Origin of the sequence: Nocardioides kongjuensis (genome assembly GCF_013409625.1) — a bacterium.
GTDB lineage: Bacteria > Actinomycetota > Actinomycetes > Propionibacteriales > Nocardioidaceae > Nocardioides > Nocardioides kongjuensis.
Map to the genome: position 1 here is coordinate 5,438,899 of NZ_JACCBF010000001.1, position 16,522 is coordinate 5,455,420.

General features: G+C 72.4%; 13 protein-coding genes. 10 read left to right on the forward strand and 3 right to left on the reverse strand.

The window, feature by feature from the left end; genetic code table 11:
* Positions 1 to 26 precede the first annotated feature (26 nt).
* Positions 27 to 488 carry a cytidine deaminase gene (locus tag BJ958_RS28290; protein WP_379146101.1) on the forward strand — a complete coding sequence of 154 codons (462 nt, stop codon included), beginning with the start codon at positions 27 to 29 and terminating at the stop codon, positions 486 to 488.
* The gene (locus BJ958_RS26080; protein ID WP_179729668.1) at positions 485 to 1,771 is read left to right on the forward strand and encodes a thymidine phosphorylase; all 1,287 of its coding nucleotides are present in this window, start codon (positions 485 to 487) and stop codon (positions 1,769 to 1,771) included. Before BJ958_RS28290 ends, BJ958_RS26080 begins: the two co-directional genes overlap by 4 nt.
* Here BJ958_RS26080 and BJ958_RS26085 read toward each other — a convergent pair whose 3' ends face one another.
* Genes BJ958_RS26085 through BJ958_RS29265 form a run of 3 tightly spaced genes read right to left on the reverse strand, consistent with a single transcriptional unit; the run spans position 1,772 to position 5,408 of the window.
* Complete coding sequence (locus BJ958_RS26085) at positions 1,772 to 3,190, reverse strand: YlbE family protein (RefSeq protein ID WP_179729669.1); 1,419 nt, start codon at positions 3,188 to 3,190, stop codon at positions 1,772 to 1,774.
* Entirely contained in the window at positions 3,187 to 4,662 is a 1,476-nt protein-coding gene (locus BJ958_RS26090; RefSeq protein ID WP_179729670.1) for an AllF/FdrA family protein, read from the reverse strand. The genes BJ958_RS26085 and BJ958_RS26090 overlap by 4 nt, the downstream gene beginning before the upstream one ends.
* The gene (locus BJ958_RS29265) at positions 4,659 to 5,408 is read right to left on the reverse strand and encodes an oxamate carbamoyltransferase subunit AllH family protein (RefSeq protein ID WP_179729671.1); all 750 of its coding nucleotides are present in this window, start codon (positions 5,406 to 5,408) and stop codon (positions 4,659 to 4,661) included. The genes BJ958_RS26090 and BJ958_RS29265 overlap by 4 nt, the downstream gene beginning before the upstream one ends.
* Positions 5,409 to 5,599: 191 nt before the next feature.
* Between BJ958_RS29265 and BJ958_RS26100 the strand changes: the two genes are divergently transcribed.
* From BJ958_RS26100 to BJ958_RS26135, 8 genes are all read left to right on the forward strand, one after another.
* A complete protein-coding gene (locus tag BJ958_RS26100; protein WP_179729672.1) occupies positions 5,600 to 6,829 on the forward strand; it encodes a PucR family transcriptional regulator in 1,230 nt (409 codons plus the stop codon).
* A 189-nt stretch (positions 6,830 to 7,018) separates the two neighbouring features.
* Positions 7,019 to 8,383 (forward strand): uracil-xanthine permease family protein, encoded by a 1,365-nt coding sequence (locus BJ958_RS26105; protein WP_218865977.1) that lies wholly within the window; start codon positions 7,019 to 7,021, stop codon positions 8,381 to 8,383.
* A complete protein-coding gene (locus tag BJ958_RS26110; RefSeq protein ID WP_179729673.1) occupies positions 8,380 to 9,246 on the forward strand; it encodes an FAD binding domain-containing protein in 867 nt (288 codons plus the stop codon). The genes BJ958_RS26105 and BJ958_RS26110 overlap by 4 nt, the downstream gene beginning before the upstream one ends.
* Positions 9,243 to 9,743: a 2Fe-2S iron-sulfur cluster-binding protein gene (locus BJ958_RS26115; protein WP_179729674.1), complete on the forward strand. Its 501-nt coding sequence runs from the start codon at positions 9,243 to 9,245 to the stop codon at positions 9,741 to 9,743. Before BJ958_RS26110 ends, BJ958_RS26115 begins: the two co-directional genes overlap by 4 nt.
* Positions 9,740 to 12,130, forward strand: coding sequence for an aerobic carbon-monoxide dehydrogenase large subunit (cutA, locus tag BJ958_RS26120; RefSeq protein ID WP_179729675.1), 2,391 nt, complete (start codon positions 9,740 to 9,742; stop codon positions 12,128 to 12,130). The genes BJ958_RS26115 and cutA overlap by 4 nt, the downstream gene beginning before the upstream one ends.
* Entirely contained in the window at positions 12,127 to 12,759 is a 633-nt protein-coding gene (locus BJ958_RS26125) for an SRPBCC domain-containing protein (protein ID WP_179729676.1), read from the forward strand. The genes cutA and BJ958_RS26125 overlap by 4 nt, the downstream gene beginning before the upstream one ends.
* 61 nt (positions 12,760 to 12,820) lie before the next feature.
* Positions 12,821 to 14,206, forward strand: coding sequence for an amidase (locus tag BJ958_RS26130; RefSeq protein ID WP_179729677.1), 1,386 nt, complete (start codon positions 12,821 to 12,823; stop codon positions 14,204 to 14,206).
* A 237-nt stretch (positions 14,207 to 14,443) separates the two neighbouring features.
* Entirely contained in the window at positions 14,444 to 16,522 is a 2,079-nt protein-coding gene (locus BJ958_RS26135) for a hydantoinase/oxoprolinase family protein (protein ID WP_179729678.1), read from the forward strand.

The following is a 16,522-nucleotide window of genomic DNA, read 5'->3' on the forward strand; positions in this document are numbered from 1 at the left end:
CCCGTCGAAACCTGCCCGTGCGCAAGATCCTCGCGATCGTCTACCTTGGCCGGGTGGTCGACTGGGACAGCCTCACGCAGGCGGCGAACGACATCGCCGCACGGGCCTACGCGCCGTACTCCGGCTACCGGGTGGGCGCGGCCGCGCTCGCCGACGACGGTCGCCTGGTGGTCGGCTGCAACGTCGAGAACGCGGCGTACGGCGTCACGCTGTGCGCCGAGTGCGGGCTCGTGTCACAGCTGCACGCCACCGGCGGGGGCCGGCTGACCCATTTCGTGTGCATCGCCCTCGATCCGCGCGGCGCCGGCGACGTGATCATGCCGTGCGGCCGCTGCCGCCAGCTGCTGTGGGAGAACGGCGGTGCCGCGCTCGAGGTGCTGACCCCGCAGGGCGTGCTGTCGATGGACGCCGTGCTGCCGCAGGCGTTCGGTCCGGCCGACCTCGAACGGGTCACCGGCATGGACACGACTGGTACAAACGCCTCGTGAGCAAGCACGACGCCGTCGAGGTCATCCACGCCAAGCGCGACGGGGGCACCCTGACCACCAGCCAGATCGACTGGATGGTCGACGCCTACACCCGCGCCGCCGTCGCCGACGAGCAGATGTCCTCGCTGCTGATGGCGATCCTCCTCAACGGCATGGACCGTCGAGAGATCGCCGACTGGACCGCGGCGATGATCGCCTCCGGCGAGCGGATGGACTTCTCCTCCCTGTCGCGGCCCACGGCCGACAAGCACTCCACGGGCGGCGTGGGCGACAAGATCACGCTGCCGCTGGCGCCGCTGGTCGCGGCGTGCGGGGTCGCCGTGCCCCAGTTGTCGGGGCGGGGCCTGGGCCACACCGGCGGCACCCTCGACAAGCTGGAGTCGATCCCCGGCTGGCGCGCGCTGCTCTCCAACGAGGAGATGCTGGCGCAGCTCGAGTCGGTCGGCGCGGTGATCTGCGCGGCCGGCGACGGCCTCGCGCCCGCCGACAAGAAGCTCTACGCCCTGCGCGACGTCACCGGCACCGTCGAGGCGATCCCGCTCATCGCCTCCTCGATCATGAGCAAGAAGATCGCCGAGGGCACCGGTGCGCTGGTGCTGGACGTCAAGGTCGGCTCCGGGGCGTTCATGAAGGACGTCGACAAGGCACGCGAGCTCGCCGAGGTGATGGTCGCGCTCGGCAAGGACGCCGGCGTCCACACCGTCGCCCTGCTCACCGACATGTCGGTGCCGCTCGGGTTCACCGCCGGCAACGCCATCGAGGTCGCCGAGTCGGTCGAGGTGCTCGCCGGCGGGGGACCGGCCGACGTCGTCGAGCTGACCCTCGCCCTGGCCCGCGAGATGCTCGCCGGTGCCGGCCGCGACGACATCGATCCCGCCGACAAGCTGGCCGACGGCTCCGCGATGGACGCCTGGCGCCGCATGATCCAGGCCCAGGGTGGCGATCCCGACGCCGAGCTGCCGGTGGCGCGCGAGCAGCACGTCGTCGTGGCGCCCGCCGACGGCGTGCTCACCCGCCTCGACGCCCTGGCGGTCGGTGTGGCCGCCTGGCGGCTGGGTGCGGGCCGCGAGCGCAAGGAGGACCCGGTGCAGGCCGGAGCCGGTGTCGTGTGGCACGCCCGTCCCGGTGACGTGGTGCGCGCAGGGGAGGCGCTGTTCACCCTGCACACCGACACGCCCGAGCGCTTCGAGCGGGCGCTCGCCTCGCTGGAGGGTGGCTACGAGGTGGCAGCGGCCGGGACGCCGTTCACGCCCCGGCCGCTGGTCATCGACCGCGTGAGCTGATCAGCCGCGCGCCCGGGTGCGCCGGGCGAGCTCGGCCAGCGCAGCGGGGAAGATCGACGCGGGCGGGGTGACCAGGCCGGCGCCGACCTGGCCGACGCCGGCGACCTTGCCGGCCATGCCGGTGTTGATCTGCGGCAGGATGCCGGTCCGGCACACCGAGGTGACGTCGATGCCGGTGGCGGCACCGGCGAAGTCGAGGACCGGGATCGGCCAGCGGTTGTTCTCGCCGATCGTGATCTCCCGCATCCGGCGGCTGGTGGCCAGCGCGTCGGGCACGGTGCCGCCGACGAACCGCACGATGGCGGGCGCGGCGGCCATGGCGAATCCCCCGATGCCGGCGGTCTCGGTGATGGCCGAGTCGCCGATGTCGGGGTTGGCGTCGTCCGGGCCGTAGTCGCCGAGGAACAGGCCGTCGGCGAGCTGCGCCGGTCCGGTGAACCACTGGTCGCCGGTGCCGGAGACCTGGATGCCGAAGTCCGTGCCGTTGCGGGCCATCGCGACGACCATCGTCGAGCCGGGCACGTCGCGCGCGGCGTCGAGCGCGAGCTTGCAGGCCGGCATCGCGACGTTGAGGAAGAAGTGGTCGTTGCCGCCCATGAACGCGAACGCCTCGGCGACCTCCTCCGAGGACCGCGAGGAGCGGACCATCGACGGCGCGATGTCGCGCAGCAGCATCAGGGTCCCGGCGCGGTTGCGGTTGTGCGCCTCGTCGCCCATCTGCAGCATCTGGCCGAGGATCGCGGTCGCGTCGACCGGACCCGCGGCGGAGACGGCCTCGCCGAGCAGCGGGCCGAGCACGTCGCGCATCCAGCGCAGCCGCTCCAGCACCTCGGGGCCGTAGGCGCCGTAGCGCAGCACCTTGCCGAGTCCCTCGTTCAGCGAGCAGTAGGTACGACGCCCCGTGGCCGGGTCCTCGAGGACGAACATCCACATCGACGGCGAGACCACGCCGGCCATCGGGCCGACCGCGCTGCGGTGGTGGCACGGCTCGAGGGACACGTTCGCACCCGAGGCGAACAGCGCCTCGGCGTCCTCCGGGTCCTCGACCAGGCCCTCGAAGGCGGCCGCGCCCATCAGCGCACCGCGCAGCGGGCCGGACGCGCGCGCCCACTCGATCGGCGGACCGGCGTGCAGGAACTGGCCCTTCTCGAGGCCGAGCAGCTCGGAGGCCGGCGCGACGCCGACGAGCATGGCCTGCACGTCGAGCATCCGGGAGACCGCGAGGGCGTTGGCGTCGCGGCGCAGCGGGTCGGCGGCCACGGTCGCGAGGTCGTCGGCGGTGCCGTCCATCGGCGGCTTCCACTCGACCCGCTCGACCGGCACGGCCTGGTTGGCCACGGCGGTGGCGAACATGTCGGCGCCGACCGCGGCGACGGCGGTGGGAGCGGTGCTGGGCAGGCTGACGGTTCGGGCGGTCATCGGGCGGCTCCGTTCACGAGGGCGATCGCGCGGCGGGTGGCCGCGGCGTTGGACAGGTGGACCTCGGCGCCGGCGGCGGCGAGCGCCTCGGCCTGACGGGTGAGGCCCTGCGGGTCGGTCGACGTCCCGACGCAGGCGACGACGACGGGCACCTCGCGCACCGCGCGGGCAGCGGCGATCGCCGGGGCGAGCTCGGCGGCGGGGTCGTCCTGGGCGCCGTGACCGAGCACGACGTCCATCAAGATGACGGCGGTGTCGGGGTCGGCGGCCACCTTGGCGAGGTGCTCGAGGCGCAGCGTGGGGTCGATCATCGGGTGCGCCCGGCCGCGGGTGAGGCCGTCGTCGCCGAAGTCGATCATCACGTGGCCGTCGGCGACCAGGCTCGCGTCGAGCGCGAGCTCCGGCGAGAGCGGGATGTTGCTGCGGATGCCGCCGAGCTCGGCCGCGGCGAGCAGCATCGCCTCGTCGCACAGGGTGCCGCCGACGAACAGGCCGCGCAGCGCGGTGCCGCCGTCGGGGGCGGGGGCGGCGGGGGTGCCCCACACCGGCCACTCGGGCACGGCGACGCCGAGGTCGCCCAGCAGCGCCTCGGTCTGCGTGGTCAGGTCGGGCTGGCCCGCGCCGAGCAGCGCGAAGCGCACCGGCGTGCCGAGGTCGGCGGCGTACTTCTCGACGGCGGCGGCCACCTCGGCGGCCGGGGGCTTGGACACGACGACGACGTGGCCGACCGAGGGGTCGGCGTCGAGGCGGTCCAGCGCGGTCCGGGTGGAGATGCCGCCGATGGCGGCGGACAGGTCGCGCCCACCGACACCGAGCGCGGCGGCGACGCCGACACCCGCGGCGTCGAGCAGCGCCAGGACCTGCTGGCAGCCGGTGCCGGACGCGGCGACGATGCCGACCTGCCCCGGCGTGACGGTGTTGGCGAAGCCGAGGCCGACGCCGCCGACGACCGCCGTGCCGCAGTCCGGGCCCATCACGAGCAGGCCGCGGTCGCGCGCGAGCCGCTTCATCGCGAGCTCCTGCTCGACCGGCACGTTGTCGCTGAAGATCATCACGTCGACGCCGGCGTCGAGGGCGTCCATCGCCTCGACCAGGGCCGAGGCGCCGGGGACCGACACCAGCGCCAGGTCGCCGCCCGCCCGGCGCAGCGCGGAGGCGGTGGTGCGTGGCGGCTCGGTGACCTCGCCGCCCGGCGAGCCCTTCCGGGCCGCGGCCAGGGCGGCGTCGACGGCGGCGAGCGCGGCAGCGAGCGCCGACTCGTCGTCGAGCCGCAGCGCCACGACCATGTCGTTGGTGCTGGTGGCAGGCAGCGTGAAGCCCATGCCCTGGAGCACCTCCACGTTCAGCTCGGTGGCCATCGCCACCTGGGCGGCGGCGACACCGGGGGTGGCGGCGACGTCCCGGCTCACCTGCAGCAGCGCGACGCTGTCGGCGTACGCACCGGGCCGGATCTCGACGTGCTCGATGGTCATCGAGTGCTCCCTTCAAGGGCTTCATGGATGGGGGAAACGGGAAGTGCGAGGTGGGCGCCGAGGAGCATCCCGGCGCCCGAGGTGTGGCCGACGGCCAGCAGTACGGCGACCGCGGCGGCCTCGCCCGTGGCGAGGACCGCGCGGAAGGGCGCGATCGCCTCGCCGGCGACCGCGTGGCGCAGCAGTGCGGCGGACAGGCCGGTGGTGCGGGGGAGGTGCGCCTCGACCGCCCCGGCGAGCGCGGAGGTGTCGCGCCCGGCCGCCCGGGCGGCGACCAGCCAGCCGGCCAGCACGTCGTCGCCGACCGGGGTGAGCCCGTCGCCGCGGCCCACCAGGGCGGGGACGGCGGCCGGGTCGCCGGCGGCGAGCAGGTCGAGGGCGTCGGCCGGCAGCTGGTCGCGGGCGGGGGACAGGTCGGCAGCGAGTGGGGGGAGGGAGGAAGCGAGCCGCGGGACCGCGAAGGAGACCAGGCGCGTCACCGCGACCGCCAGCGGCCCGACCCGCAGCAGGCCGTCGCCCACGACGACCGGGTCGCCCACGGCGACCTCGGGCAGCTCGGCGAGCGTGGTCAGCACGCCGCAGGGAACGTGCACCGCGCCCCGGGCGAGCACACCGACGACGCCGACGACACCGCCGACGACACCGCCGACGACACCGCCGACGACACCGCCGACGACACCGCCGGCCGCGCCGCCGAGGTCGGCGTACACCGCCTGGCGCCCGGCGTGCACGACCACGCCGCTCACCGGTGGCTCCGCGAGCAGGGCACGCAGCGCCGGTGAACCGGCACCACCGACCGCTGAATCCACCCTTCGCACTTCTGGGACGCTAACGGCTGGGTAAGGTGCATCGAATGGTGAGCATTGCCAACGTCCGGGCAGAAGTCGGGCAAGAGTTGATAGCCACCGGCGGGGGCGGCATCCCGCACGATGGCGTCATGGACACGGAGGAGCTGGCCGAGGCGCTCGCCCAGCTCGTGCTGGCCGGGGCCGACCTCGGTGAGCTGGTCGCCGCGATCGGCGACGCCCTCGACGTGCACGTCGCGGTCACGACCACGGACGGCCGCGAGCGCGCGGCGCGCATCGACGACGCCATGCGCGAGCGGATCTCCGCGGCCGGGCTGACCGACGAGACCGGCCGGCTGCGGGTCGAGTGGCTGGGGGACCGGGGCGGCCACGAGGGCCAGCCGGTGGCCGGCGCCCACGTGCACCGCGAGCCGCTGGCCGCGCCCAACCAGGCCCTCGGCCACCTGGTCGCGGTGGCCGAGCACGGGATGGTGCCCCAGCAGGTCGTCGCGCTGCAGCGCGCGGCGACGGCCGTGTCGCTGTGGATCACCCGCGAGCAGGCGGTGTCCGCGGTGGAGAACAAGTACCGCGGTGACTTCCTGCGCGACGTGTTCCTCGGCCGCGCCGGCACCGACGACTTCGTCCGCGAGCACGTCGTCGGCTTCGGCTGGGACCTGAGCCGCCCGAGCGTCGTGCTCGCCGCGCAGATCGACCCGCAGCCGACGTACCAGGCCCCGGCCTCGGCCGAGGACCGCCGCCACTGGCAGGAGCGCTTCGCCAACGCCTGGCGCCAGGTCGCCGCCTCCGTCGACCGCGCCATCCCGATCGCCGACTTCGGCTCCGAGGTGGTGGCGGTGCTGCCGGCCGAGGACGCCGAGGCCACGGCCGCGCTCGTACGACGGCTGGTCGTCGCCGTCGCCGGTGACAAGGGCGGCGGGCGCCGTCCGTTCACCGCCGGGGTCGGCCGCGTGACGTCGAGCCCGTCCGGGCTGCCGGACAGCTACACCCAGGCGCGCCGCGCGCTCGAGGTCGGCAGGAGGTTCCGGGGACCGAGCACGACCACCTGGTTCGACGACCTCGGCCTGCACCGGCTGATCGCGATGGTGCCCGACACCGAGGAGCTGCGGGCCTTCGCGCACGACGTGCTCGGTGAGCTGGCCGGCTCCTCCGAGGAGGCGGTCACCCTGCGCGAGACGCTGCAGGTCCTGCTCAACACCAACTTCAACGTGGCCGAGGCCGCGCGCACGCAGTTCTTCCACTACAACACGATGCGCTACCGGGTCGGGAAGCTCGAGCGGATGCTCGGGCCGGTCGCGTCGGACCAGAACCTGCGTCTCGACGTCGCCGTCGCGCTGAAGGTGCTCGAGGTCGTCAGCCGGTGACTGCCGCGGACGTCGTGATGACGGCGGTGTGAACCGGTCGGGAATCGCGGGCAACTTCCGCCAGCAGTTCCCCGGGATCCTTTGGCGAATGTGGCCAGTGAGGTGTGATCTGGCCCTCAATAGGTTGGTGAGTCTCGGGAGCCCCTAGCGGGACCAGTGAGCACAGCCCCAGATTCAGGAGGACTCAGCATGTCGATGTTCAAGTGGGAGGTCGTGGATCCCGCGCCGGGCCAGCCGGTCGCGCCGAACCAGCGACTTCCGTGGGGTCGGACCGTAGGCCTGGGAGCACAGCACGTCGTCGCCATGTTCGGCGCGACGTTCGTGTTCCCGATCGTGATGGGCCTCGACCCGAACCTCGCCATCATGTTCTCGGGTCTGTGCACGATCGGCTTCCTGCTGATCTGCAACAACAAGGTGCCGAGCTACCTCGGCACCAGCGCGTCCTTCGTCGCCGGTGTGGCCGCCATCCGTGCGCAGGGTGGTGACTCGGCCGACGTCACCGGCGCGATCCTGGTCGCCGGCCTGGTGCTCGCCGCGATCGGAGTCGCCGTCCACTTCGCCGGCGCCGGCCTGATCCACAAGATCCTGCCGCCCGCCGTCACCGGTGCGGTCGTCATGCTGATCGGCTTCAACCTGGCGCCCGTCGTGGCCGGCATCTACTGGCCGCAGGACCAGTGGATCGCGCTCGCCACCGCGGCGTTCATGGTCTGTGCCGCCGTGCTGCTGCCGGGCTTCTGGTCGCGGATCGCGGTGTTCCTGGCCCTCGTGTTCGGCTACGTCGCCTCCGTGCTCGCCGACAAGATCTTCGGCGCGATCACCTCCGTGACGCCCGTGTCGGGTGGCCAGGCCGTCGAGCACGACCGCGTCTCCTGGGCCGGCGTGAAGGCTGCCGACTGGATCGGCTTCCCGAGCGGCAAGCTCGCCGACGGCGTCTCGGTCGTCCACGGCCCGAGCTTCTCGATGACCTTCATCCTGCTCGTCCTGCCCGGCGTCATCGCCCTCATCGCCGAGAACACCGGCCACGTGAAGGCCGTCGCCGAGATGACCGGCGACAACCTCGACCCGTACATGGGCCGCGCGATCGCCGCCGACGGCGCCGCCACCGCGTTCGCCAGCGTCTTCGGCGGATCGCCGACCACGACGTACGCCGAGAACATCGGCGTCATGGGTGCGACCAAGGTCTACTCCACCGCGGCCTACTACGTCGCCGGCGTCGTCGCGATCCTGCTCGGCCTGTGCCCGAAGTTCGGCGCGATCGTCAACGCCACCCCGGGCGGTGTCCTCGGCGGCATCACCGTCGTGCTCTACGGCATGATCGGCCTGGTCGGCGCCAAGATCTGGGTCGAGAACAACGTCGACTTCGGCAACCCGGTCAACATGGTCGGCCTCGCCGGCGGCCTGATCGCCGGCATCGGCGGCGTGACGCTCAAGATCACCGACGACTTCGAGCTCGGTGGCATCGCCCTGGGCACCATCCTCGTCATCGTCTTCTTCCACCTCGTGAAGGGACGCTCCGTCGACGCCACTTCGGGAGAGGTGACCAAGAGGCTGTGAAGCCCGCACCCTTCGACTACGCCCGGCCGGGGACCCTGGAGGAAGCCCTTCAGGCCCTGGCCGGGCACCCGGAGGCCAAGGTCCTCGCCGGAGGACAGAGCCTCGTCCCCCTCCTCTCGATGCGGCTGGCCGCACCGGCGGTGCTGGTCGACATCAACGACCTGCCCGACCTGGACCACGTCCGGGTCAGCGCCGACGGCGTCCGGATCGGCGCCCTCGCCCGGCACGCCGCGGTCCTCCGTGATCCCGACGTCGCCCGGGTGCAGCCGTTGGTCCCGCTCGCGCTGGCCAACGTCGCGCACGCGACGATCCGCAACCGCGGCACCACCGTGGGCTCGCTGGTCCACGCGGACGCGGCGGCCGAGATGCCGATGGTGCTGCGGCTGCTGGACGGCTCGCTCGACGTCGTCGGCCCCGGCGGGCGTCGTACGATCCCCGTCGCCGAGCTCTACGTCGGCCCGCTCGAGTCCAGCCTCCACCACGACGAGATCGCGGTCGAGGCGTTCTTCCCGGCGCTGGCCAAGCACACCGGGGTTGCGTTCGAGGAGATCGCCCGCCGGCACGGCGACTACGCCATGTGCGGTGTCGCGGCCGTCGTCACCGTCGACGGCGACCGGGTGGTGTCGGCCAGGGCCGGCTACCTCTCCGTCTCCGACATCCCGACCGTGGTCGACCTGACCGATGCCCTCGACGGCTCGATCAGCGACGCGTCGCTGGCTGCCGCCGCCGAGGTGGCGCTGGAGCAGCTCGAGCCGGAGACCGACATCCACGCGACGGCCGACTACCGCGCGCACCTCGCCCGGGTGCTGACCGCGCGGGTCGTGACCGCCGCCCACGAGAACGCACGGGAGGCACGCTCGTGACCGAGCAGACCCACCAGATCCGGCTCCACGTCAACGGCGTCGAGCACGAGGCGGCCGTGCCCGCCCGGCGGCTGCTGTCCGACGCGCTGCGCCACGACCTCGGCCTGACCGGCACCCACGTCGGCTGCGAGCACGGCGTGTGCGGCGCGTGCACCGTCCTGGTCGACGGCCAGCCGATGCGCAGCTGCCTGATGTTCGCGGTCTCCGCGGCCGGGCACGAGATCACCACCGTGGAGGGCCTGGCCCGGCCCGACGGCGAGCTCGGCCCGGTGCAGCAGGCGTTCCGCGAGTGCCACGGCCTGCAATGCGGCTTCTGCACGCCCGGCTTCCTGACCACGATCACCGCCGGCATCGCCGAGAACCCCGACCCGACCGAGGACGAGGCACGCGACATGGTCGCCGGCAACCTGTGCCGCTGCACGGGCTACCAGAACATCGTCAAGGCGGTGTGCCGCGCCGCCGAGCTGGCCCGCTCCGGCGAGGACGGTGCCGCGTGACGACCAAGATGATGGGCGCGAAGGTCCAGCGCGTCGAGGACGACCGGTTGGTGCGCGGCACGGGACGCTACGTCGACGACGTGGCCCCCGACGCCCTGCACGCCGCCGTGCTCCGCAGCCCCCACGCCCACGCGCGGATCGTGTCGATCGACGTCGACGCCGTCCTCGACATCGACGGCGTGCACGCCGTGTGGACCCACGAGGACCTCGAGGGCGCGATGGCGGACCCGCTGCCGCTGCTCATCCCGCACCCGACGCTGACCCACGGACGCACGCAGTACGCGCTGGCCAAGGACGAGGTCAACTACGTCGGCGAGGCGATCGCCCTGGTCGTCGCCGAGGACCGCTACGTCGCCGAGGACGCCCTCGCGCAGATCGTCGTCGAGTACGAGCTGCTGCCCGCCGTGGTCGGCATCGAGGCCGCCCGCTCGGCAGCGAACCTGGTCCACGACGACGTGCCCGGCAACGTGGCGGCGCGGATGGAGCAGTCCAACGGCGACGCCGCCGCGGCCATCGCGGCGGCGCCCCACACGCTCTCCCTCGACCTGAAGATCGAGCGCAGCGCCTGCATGCCGATGGAGGGGCGCGGCACCGTCGCGCGCTGGGACCCCGACCAGAACCGGCTGCAGGTGTGGACCTCGACGCAGACCTCCACCGGCGTGCGTGCCGCGGTCGCGGCCAAGCTCGGTCTCGACCTCGGCCAGGTCGACGTCATCACGCCCGACGTGGGCGGCGGCTTCGGCGTCAAGATCGTGCACCCGTGGCCCGAGGAGCTGCTCGTCCCGCTGGCCGCGCAGAGGCTCGGCCGGGCCGTGAAGTTCACCGAGGACCGCCGCGAGCACTTCATCTCCTCGGCCCACGAGCGTGCCCAGGAGCACCACGTCGAGGTCGGCTTCGACGACGAGGGCCGCGTGCTCGGCCTGGACGTCCGGTTCTGGCACGACCACGGCGCCTACACGCCGTACGGGCTGATCGTCCCGATCATCACCTCCACGCAGCTGCTCGGGCCCTACAAGCCGGGCGCCTACCACGTGCAGTTCGACTCGCTCTACACGAACACGGTGATCGTCACGCCGTACCGCGGGGCCGGGCGGCCGCAGGGCTGCTTCGTGATGGAGCGGACGATGGACGCGATCGCCGCCGAGCTGGGTCTCGACCGGGCCGACGTACGGGCCGCGAACTTCATCCAGCCCGACGAGTTCCCCTACGACCAGGGCCTGATCTTCCAGGACGGTCGCGAGCTGAAGTACGACTCCGGCGACTACCCGGCGATGCTCGACAAGATCAAGGAGCTCGTCGACTGGGACCACTTCGAGGACTTCCGCTCGGCGAAGGCCGCGGAGGGCAAGCGGGTCGGCCTCGGCCTGGCCTGCTACGTCGAGGGCACCGGCGTCGGCCCCTACGAGGGCGCGCACGTGCACATCGAGACCTCGGGCAAGGTCAAGGTCGCCACCGGCCTGACCTCGCAGGGCCAGGGCCACCAGACCGCGTTCGCACAGATCGTCGCCGACGAGCTCGGCGTGCGTTTCGAGGACGTCGAGATCACCACCGGCGACACCCGCCGGATGCCGTACGCCGTGGGCACCTTCGCTTCGCGTGCGGCGGTGATGAGCGGCTCGGCCATCCACCTCGCCGCGAAGCGCGCGAAGGAGAAGGCCCTGCGGATCGCGGCCGACGCGCTCGAGGCCGACGTCGACGACCTCGAGATCGTCGACGGCGTGGTGAGCGTCAAGGGCACCGACTCGTCCATCCCGCTGGGAACGATCGCCGTGCTGTCCAACCCGCTGCGCTACGCGTTCGACGAGGCGTCCAAGGCGGCCACCCAGTTCAACGTCGGCGACCCGACGAAGCCGCCGGTGGCCGAGGACGACGAGCCGGGCCTGGAGGGCAAGGACTTCTACTCGCCGCCGCGCTCGACCTTCGCCTCCGGCATGCACGCCGTGATCGTCGAGACCGACGTCGAGACCGCGGAGATCCGGATCCTCAAGTACGCCGTGGTCCACGACTGCGGCCACCTGATCAACCCGATGATCGTCGAGGGCCAGATCCACGGCGGCGTCGCGCAGGGCGTCGGTGGCGCGCTCTACGAGCGGATGGCGTACGACGAGTCCGGCCAGCTGCTCAACGCGTCCTTCATGGACTTCCTGATGCCGTACGTCACCGAGGTGCCGACCAGCATCGAGATCGACCACCTGGAGACCCCGTCTCCGCTCAACCCGCTCGGCATCAAGGGTGCCGGGGAGGCCGGCGTGATCCCCGGGTCCGCTGCCTTCGCCGCCGCCATCGAGGACGCCGAGCGGCTGCCCATCACCGCCATGCCCATCTCGCCGTCGGAGCTGTTCGCGCTCCGCCTGGCCCACGCCCCCCACGCTGAGGAGTCGAAGTGAAGATCTCCGGTCAGAACACCATCGCCGCCCCCGTCGAGAAGGTCTGGGACGCGATCCTCGACCCGCGGGTCCTGGTCGCGACCATCCCCGGCTGCGAGCAGCTCGAGGCCACGGGCGAGAACGCCTACGCCATGACGGTCAGCGCCGGTGTCGCCGCGATCAAGGGGACCTACTCGGGCTCCTGCCTGCTCGAGGACCTGCGGGCCGGTGACGGGCTGACCATGAAGCTGAAGGGCGCCGGCGCACCCGGCACCATCGACGCGACCGTGCTGGTGAGCTTCAAGGACGACGGCGGCCAGACCGTCCTGTCGTACGACGCCGACGCAGTCGTCGGCGGCATGATCGGCGGCGTCGGCCAGCGGATGCTGACCAGCGTCTCGCGCCGGATGGCCGCCGAGTTCTTCGGCAACGTGGAGAAGGTGATCGCCAACGGGCTGCCGACCGCGGCTGCCGGCGGCGCTCCGGTCGAGACCGTGTCGGCCGAGGGGGCGCAGGTCTTCGCGGCCCCGGCCAAGGTCTCGTCGGTCCCCTCGGTGGGCGGGGAGTCGTTCCTCATGGGCGTGGCCGTCGGCGGTGGCCTCGTGCTCGCCGGCGTCATCGTGGGCGGGCTGCTGGGCCGTCGGCGATGAATCACCCCACGAAGCTCCTCTCCTCCGCTTCGCTCTCCCGAACAACGTCGTGGGGACCCCGATGATCTCGGTCGACTCGACCGCACGGGACCAGGCGGCCGCCGTACGGCGTCGCGAGATCTCGGCGCGCGAGCTCCTCGACCTCCACCTCGACCGCATCGCCGAGCGCAACCCCGAGCTGAACGCGATCGTCTCGCTCGACGAGTCGCGAGCACGTGAGGGGGCGCTGGCCGCTGACGAGGTGCTCGCCTCGGGCGCCGAGGTGGGAGCGCTGCACGGCCTGCCGTTCGCGTTCAAGGACACGCACGCAGTGGGAGGCTGGCGCACGACGTACGGCTCCACGGTGATGGCCGACAACGTGCCGGAGCGCGACGAGCTGATCGTCGAGCGGGTGCGCGCCGCGGGGGCCTTCACGATCGGCAAGACCAACGTGCCGGAGTTCGCGGCCGGGTCGCACACCTTCAACAAGGTCTTCGGCACGACCCTGAACCCGGTCGACCCCACCCGCTCGGCGGGCGGGTCCAGCGGGGGAGCGGCCTGTGCGCTCGCCGCCGGCATGGTCCCGCTCGCCGACGGCTCCGACATGGGCGGCTCGCTGCGCAACCCCGCGTCGTTCTGCGGCGTGGTCGGGATGCGGCCGAGCCTGGGCCGGGTGCCCGAGTGGCCGCTCTACAACCAGTGGGAGACCACGTCGGTCGGTGGTCCGATGGCCCGCAACGTGCGCGACCTCGCACTGCTGCTGTCGGTCATGGCCGGCCCGGACCCGCGGGCCCCGCAGGCGCTGGGGACGCCGGGCGCCTCCTTCGCGGACCCGGCCGCCGCATCGCTGGCCGGGCTGAAGGTCGCGCTCAGCGTGGACCTCGGCGGCGCGCTCGAGGTCGACCACGAGGTGGCCGCCGTCGTCGAGGCCGCCGGCCGTGCCCTCGCCGGTGCCGGGGCGGCCGTCGGCTCGGCGTACCCCGACCTGTCGCTCGCCGAGGACACCTTCCGGACCCTGCGCGCCTGGCACTTCCAGGCCAAGCTCGGCTCGCTGCTGGCCGAGCACCCCGACGACTTCAAGCCGTCGCTGGCCGACAACATCCGTGCGGGGGAGTCGCTCACCGGCGCCGACGTCGCGCGGGCCTACACGCAACGCACCGCGCTGTCGGAGACGATGCGGGCCTTCTTCGGCGACCACGACGTCCTCGTGCTCCCGGTCTCCCAGGTCCCGCCGTTCCCGGCGACGCAGGAGTTCCCGACCGAGATCAACGGCAAGCCGATGGCGACCTACCTCGACTGGATGCGGTCGGCGTACTTCATCACCGTCACGGGCTGTCCCGCCATCTCGGTGCCCTTCGGGACCACCTCGTCGGGGCTGCCTGTGGGGGTCCAGCTGGTCGCCCGGCACGGCGCCGACCTGCAGCTGCTCGAGGTCGCGCTCGCCGTCGAGGAGCTGGCTGCTCGCTGAGCCCTGGTCGGTGTCGGGTCAGATTCACCGGCCGACCGGTGAAACTCGCGCTGGGACGAGGAAGCATCCTCGTCCCAGCGCTAGTTTTGTCGTCCAGGCGACAGTTTCACCGGCCGGCCGGTGAAACTGTCACCCCGCCAGACACCCACTCCGGGTGCAACATCTGCCCACGATCAGCCGATCCATCGGCAGAAGATGCCGTCGTGCAGCGCGACGTGGCTCACTTGAATGTGAGTCATGACAGCGAGGCGGATCAGGATCGGCATCGACACGGGCGGCACGTTCACCGACGTCGTTGCCTTCGACGAGGACAGCGGTGAGGTCGTCACGACCAAGACCCCGAGCACGCCGGGGAACCCGGCCGACGGGTTCCTGGCGGGCATCGACAAGGTGCTGGGGATCGCGGGGGCGCAGTTCGACGACGTCGTCGCCGTCAGCCACGGCACCACGGTCGCGACCAACCAGCTGCTCGAGGGCAAGGTGGACGCGCTCGGGTTCATCACCACCGAGGGCTACGAGGCGATGCTCGAGATCGCCCGGCAGTCGGTGCCGGACGGCTACGGCAACTCGTACTTCTGGGTGAAGCCGGACCGGATCGTGCCCCGGGACCTGGTCAAGGGCGTCGGCGGCCGGCTCGACTTCACCGGTGCGGAGATCCGCGCGTTCGACGAGGCGAAGGCCCGCGAGGTCGCCCGCTGGTTCAAGGCCAAGGGCATCGACACCCTGGGCGTCTGCTTCCTGCACGCGTACGCCAACCCGGCGCACGAGGAGCGGATGCGCGAGATCCTCGCCGAGGAGCACCCGGACGCCGTCGTCTCGATCTCCAGCGAGGTGCTGCGCGAGTACCGCGAGTACGAGCGCTCGATGACCACCCTGGTCGACGCCGCGGTCAAGCCGAAGCTGAGCCGCTACGTCAACAACATCAAGGACCGGCTCGCCGCGCAGAGCGGGCGGACCGTCCCGTTCTACGTGATGAAGTCCAACGGCGGCGTGCTCTCGGCCGACGAGGTCGTCCACCAGCCGATCACCACCGTGCTCTCCGGCCCGGCCGCCGGCGCCCTCGGTGCCGCGCTGATCGCCAAGGTCGCGGGCTTCGACAAGGTGCTCACCTCCGACGGCGGCGGTACGTCGACCGACGTCTCGGTCGTCATCGACGGCGACCCGACGCTGACCACCGAGGGCAGCGTCGGCGTGTACCCCTCCAAGATCCCGATGATCGACGTCGTCACCGTCGGCGCGGGCGGCGGCTCGATCGCCTGGCTCTCGCCCGAGGGCACCCTCAAGGTCGGCCCGCACTCGGCCGGCGCCGACCCCGGCCCGATCTGCTACCGCAAGGGCGGCTCCGAGGTCACCATCACCGACGCCCACGTCTTCCTCGGCCGGATCCCTCCCCACCTGCTCGGTGGCGAGATCCCGCTCGACGTCGACGCCGCCAGCGCGGCGATCCAGCAGCTCGCCGGCAAGCTCGGCATCTCCGCCGAGGCCTGCGCCACCGGGATCCTCGAGATCTCCGCGTGGAACCAGGCCAACGCGCTGCGCCAGGTGACCGTCAAGCGCGGCCTCGACGTCCGCGACTTCACCCTCACCACCTTCGGTGGCTCGGGGTCGCTGCTGCTGTGCCGCCTGATGGACATCCTCAACGTCCCGACCGTGCTGGTCCCGCCGAACCCCGGCAACGTCTCGGCCTTCGGCCTGCTCACCGTCGACGTCAAGAACGACTACGTGCAGACCCACGTCGCGCTCCAGGAGAACCTGGACCCGGCCGACCTGCAGCAGGAGTACGACGTCCTCACCGCCCGCGCCGCCGAGGCGCTGAGCAAGGAGGGGTTCGCGCAGGCCGACCACGTCTTCGTGCGGACCGCCGACGTGCGCTACTTCGGCCAGGCCTTCGAGGTGCGCGTCGGCGTGCCGGACGGGCCGGTCACCGAGGACACCCTGGCCACGGTCGCCGAGCGCTTCCACGCCGAGCACCGCGTCCTCTACGGCTACGACTTCTCCGGCGACGCGTCGCAGCAGGTCGAGGTCGTCAACCTGCGCGTCTCCGGCGTGGGCCCGATCAAGCGCCCCGAGATCCTGCGCGCCGACGGTGCGAAGCCGGCGCCGCAGCAGACGGGCTCGCGCTCGATCTGCTTCGACGCCGAGGCGGGGTACGTCGAGACGCCGGTCTTCTGGCGCACCGACCTGCCCGCCGGCCAGGTGCTCACCGGCCCGGTGATCATCGAGGAGTTCGGCTCCACCGTGCCCATCCACCCCGGCTTCACCGCCCGGGTCGACGACTACGCCAACATCATCGTGACGCGCTCGGAGGAGAGCTGA

Coding starts and splice junctions, on each gene's coding strand:
- BJ958_RS26090 (WP_179729670.1), bottom strand. CDS start 4,662: ATGACCATCGAGCACGTCGAGATCCGGCCCGGTGCGTACGCCGACAGC.
- BJ958_RS26130 (WP_179729677.1), top strand. CDS start 12,821: ATGATCTCGGTCGACTCGACCGCACGGGACCAGGCGGCCGCCGTACGG.
- BJ958_RS26085 (WP_179729669.1), bottom strand. CDS start 3,190: ATGACCGCCCGAACCGTCAGCCTGCCCAGCACCGCTCCCACCGCCGTC.
- BJ958_RS26105 (WP_218865977.1), top strand. CDS start 7,019: ATGTCGATGTTCAAGTGGGAGGTCGTGGATCCCGCGCCGGGCCAGCCG.
- BJ958_RS26135 (WP_179729678.1), top strand. CDS start 14,444: ATGACAGCGAGGCGGATCAGGATCGGCATCGACACGGGCGGCACGTTC.
- BJ958_RS26100 (WP_179729672.1), top strand. CDS start 5,600: ATGGACACGGAGGAGCTGGCCGAGGCGCTCGCCCAGCTCGTGCTGGCC.